This is a genomic window from Prevotella sp. AM34-19LB, assembly GCF_003468525.1.
In the GTDB taxonomy this organism is placed as follows: domain Bacteria; phylum Bacteroidota; class Bacteroidia; order Bacteroidales; family Bacteroidaceae; genus Prevotella.
Map to the genome: position 1 here is coordinate 1 of NZ_QSIG01000097.1, position 3,230 is coordinate 3,230.

The 3,230-nt window shown below is 45.3% G+C and carries 2 protein-coding genes and 1 pseudogene; all 3 read right to left on the reverse strand.

What is annotated here, in order from left to right; translation table 11 throughout:
• Nucleotides 1-1,151 (reverse strand): annotated as a pseudogene (locus tag DW830_RS15225) (hypothetical protein); the annotation flags it as partial.
• Nucleotides 1,152-1,265: 114 nt separating this feature from the next.
• On the reverse strand, nt 1,266-2,180 hold the full coding sequence (locus tag DW830_RS15230; protein WP_119250474.1) for an Rpn family recombination-promoting nuclease/putative transposase: 915 nt from the start codon (nt 2,178-2,180) through the stop codon (nt 1,266-1,268).
• A 149-nt stretch (nt 2,181-2,329) separates the two neighbouring features.
• Nucleotides 2,330-2,743: a DUF6078 family protein gene (locus DW830_RS15235; RefSeq protein ID WP_119250475.1), complete on the reverse strand. Its 414-nt coding sequence runs from the start codon at nt 2,741-2,743 to the stop codon at nt 2,330-2,332.
• Between the last annotated feature and the right edge of the window lie 487 nt (nt 2,744-3,230).

Below are 3,230 nucleotides of genomic sequence, written 5' to 3' on the forward strand. Positions count from 1 at the left end.
CTATGGTTGTCGCTGCGCGAATCACTGATACTTCTACCGAAGATATTGCCTGTAGAGGCAAAATTCTCCTGCGAACTGTGGGTCAAGTCATGCGTATTGTCCCAAGCAAACGTTACGTTTCCATGCTCTCTTATCATCTGACTCTTCGATGACGCATTAAAGTCAACGCCCACTTGGCGGGTAGTCTTCTGTCCCTGCGGACTGTTGGAAGGCGACCAGTCGCCCTGACTTCCCGGTCTTCGTGTTTCGTTCTTGTTATTCATGTTGCCGAATACCGAGATTCGAGAATTGTCAGTGTAGTAGAGACCGAAGAGACGAGCCAGATAGCGGTCTTCGCTTCCCCCCGCCGCCTCCATGTTGGCGATGTATCCACGGGAGTACTCACGCTTCAGGGCCACATCCATCACATAGTCTTTCTTCTCCATCTCCTTCCCCATGAGTCGGCTTTTTTCAGAAGAACGGTCATACACCTTCAGCTCCTTTACGGTATAGTAAGGAAGATTGTCGAGCATCACCTGATTCTTCCCCTTGAAGAAGTCTTTTCCGTTAAGGAGCAGATAATCTATCTTCTTGCCGTTTACGTAAATATCGCCATTACTCTTCAGTTCAGCTCCTGGCATCTGTCTTATAAGAGCATCGAGCATGGAGCCATCAGGCACATTGAATGCGCTGGCGTTAAAGACGAGCGTATCGCCACGGTAAGCCAGCTTCACCTTGGTGCCAGTCACCACCACGTCATCGAGGGCAACATCCTGATTGAATTTCTTCTTGAGCAAAAGCGAAGGAAATAAGAAACTTTTATTGCGTGCTATGTATTTGATGGTATGATTGATACTGTTCGTCTCATAGCCTTCACACTCTGCCTTGACGATATAAGTAGCGGGACGTGCTGGGACTTGAGTATGATAAAAGAGGTGTTTTTCCCATCCACTCGTAGTCATGGTATCTATCACGTTGCTGTCCTTGTCCATCACCGTGACAAAGGCCTTCAGAAAGGCCTGGGTAAACGAATCTTTCACGTCACCATAAATTTCTACTTTATGCTCTTTCTTTTTCTTTTCTTGCTGTTGCTGCAGATTGTACTGATTGCCACGAGCATAGGTTGGCAATACAGCCATCAAAAACAAGATAATCAAGTTAATAGATTTCATATTTATTAGTTAGTTATTAATTACTATATTCTTTTCTTCCACAGTATTGCTCCCATCAGACATTATCCCCGCTAGGCATCCTGACGGGAGCAAGCGCCTAGCGGGAGCAAACTATTAAGATCTGCTCAGTTTTTCAATGATATCCAAAGGTAGCTGAGTAGCCTCGGCTACTTGTTCGGCAGAAAGCCCCATAGCCAGCAAACGCTGAGCTGTTTCGGTGTTAGCTTCAATTTTTCCTTCTATTCTTCCTTCTTTCTTACCTATTTCTATGCCCTCGGCAAGACCTTCTTCCTTACCCTGATTTTTCGCCGTATCAATAGAGTTCTTGATATCCCGATAAGCCTTCTTACTTGCTTCATACTCCCTTACCTCCTGAGGCGTGAACTTGGCAATCTCGGCCTCCTCGAAAAGACGGTCGAAAACCTTATCGCATAACTCCTTTGGACGCTGGGTAAGCTTATAGAGGTTCTTCAACGCATAAAGCCATTTATCGTAGAGCGTTTCAAGCTCTTCCAAAGTCTTATTGAACTTGGCTATCTCTACATAGATAAACTCAAGCTTATCATAGAAAACCTTGTGCGTTGCGGTATCACACAACTGCACATGGTGGCGAATCTTCTCCTTGTCAAAGGCATCCTCGTTCATCTTGAAGTTGAGCAGGGCAACAGTATAGACATAATTGAGTTTGAAATTCCAGTCATTCCCCTTAGGTGCCTGCTCACGAATCGGGAAAGTAGAATAGAAGAGAGATCGGTCCTTGAAATACGCTTGGTAGGCGTTTTGCATTTCAACGATGAACTTCTCGCCGTTTTCCCCTTCACAATACACGTCAAAGATGGCTTTGCGGTCGGTATAGACATCCCCCACGTGCTCTGGATTCAGATACGAAACATCCTTCACAACCTGTCTGCCATTAAACAAGCTGTTGAGGAAGCAAATCAGCAAATCCTTATTCATTGCCGTTCCAAAAATGCGCTTGAAGCCGAAATCGGTCAACAAGCTGATGTATCTTTCTTCTACCTGTTTCATACGATATTCATTTAATATATGCAAATATACGGATAAAAAGCGAAAGTGCACTGAGTTCAGTGCACTTTTTAACGAAAATTGCACTCTATCCAGTGCATATTTCTTAATTCACAGTAAGATCGTCAAAAAACACGCAGATTACTCTGCGCCTACTTCTCTACCAGCACATCCTGCTCCTCGTAGCTGTCGAACCCCAGGCTGAGGTCGGCACCTCTTTCCTTGAAAATCTCCAGGAGGTCTGCCTGCATCTGAGGATTGAGAGGGAACTCGCCATTCTTTGCCTTGTAGAAACGGCGCTGGGTGAACGGCGTATATACGTTCAGATATTTGGCATTGCCCGATGGGATGGATTTGCAGAGACGAGTGAAACCTCTTGCCCAGCGCTGACGTTCGGAAACGAGATGGTAAGGACAACCCTCTACCTGGAGAAGATCGGTATTCAAGACCATGAAGGAAGCTTCTTCTGACTTTGCCTTCTGATAATTGGCGTAGCGGGCACAGGTGTTGCTACGGCTGCAGGATGCCAATGGGCATGTAATGTTGTAAGGAATGTACTTGTTCATATTTGCGTAATGTTTTAAAAGTTATTCTATAGTCTATTATATATATAAGGTGTGATGATACTTACGAGATGTCGGAACGTCTCTGAGAGATAGTCGTGATAGTCCTGACGGGTGGTAAAGAGGCACCTTTCGATTATTGCCTCACTACGGCATAATATTGCCCTTTACCAGGCAATATCTTGCCATTGCCAGGCACGAAACGATACGTCGGGAGATAGAGCACGAAACGATACGTCGGGAGATAGAAAAACCTTACTCTCCATTTTACTCTTCACTCTTCACAGATTCGCCTGAAACCCCGATAAACACTGGGGTTGCGAGAGGTGAAGAGTGGCCGTCCACTCTTCACAACTCTTCACCACTCTTCACACCTTCCGAGTAAGCGGCTCCGCGTTTATACCTTGCATAATCAAAAAAAAGCAGTAACAGCTGATTAAACAAATGCTGCTACTGCTTTTTCCATCGGTCGGGAAGTAAGTCTCTATAT

Bases quoted from the DNA above. Each gene is read 5' to 3' on its own strand.
- DW830_RS15230 (WP_119250474.1), bottom strand. From the start codon at position 2,180: ATGAAACAGGTAGAAGAAAGATACATCAGCTTGTTGACCGATTTCGGC.
- DW830_RS15235 (WP_119250475.1), bottom strand. From the start codon at position 2,743: ATGAACAAGTACATTCCTTACAACATTACATGCCCATTGGCATCCTGC.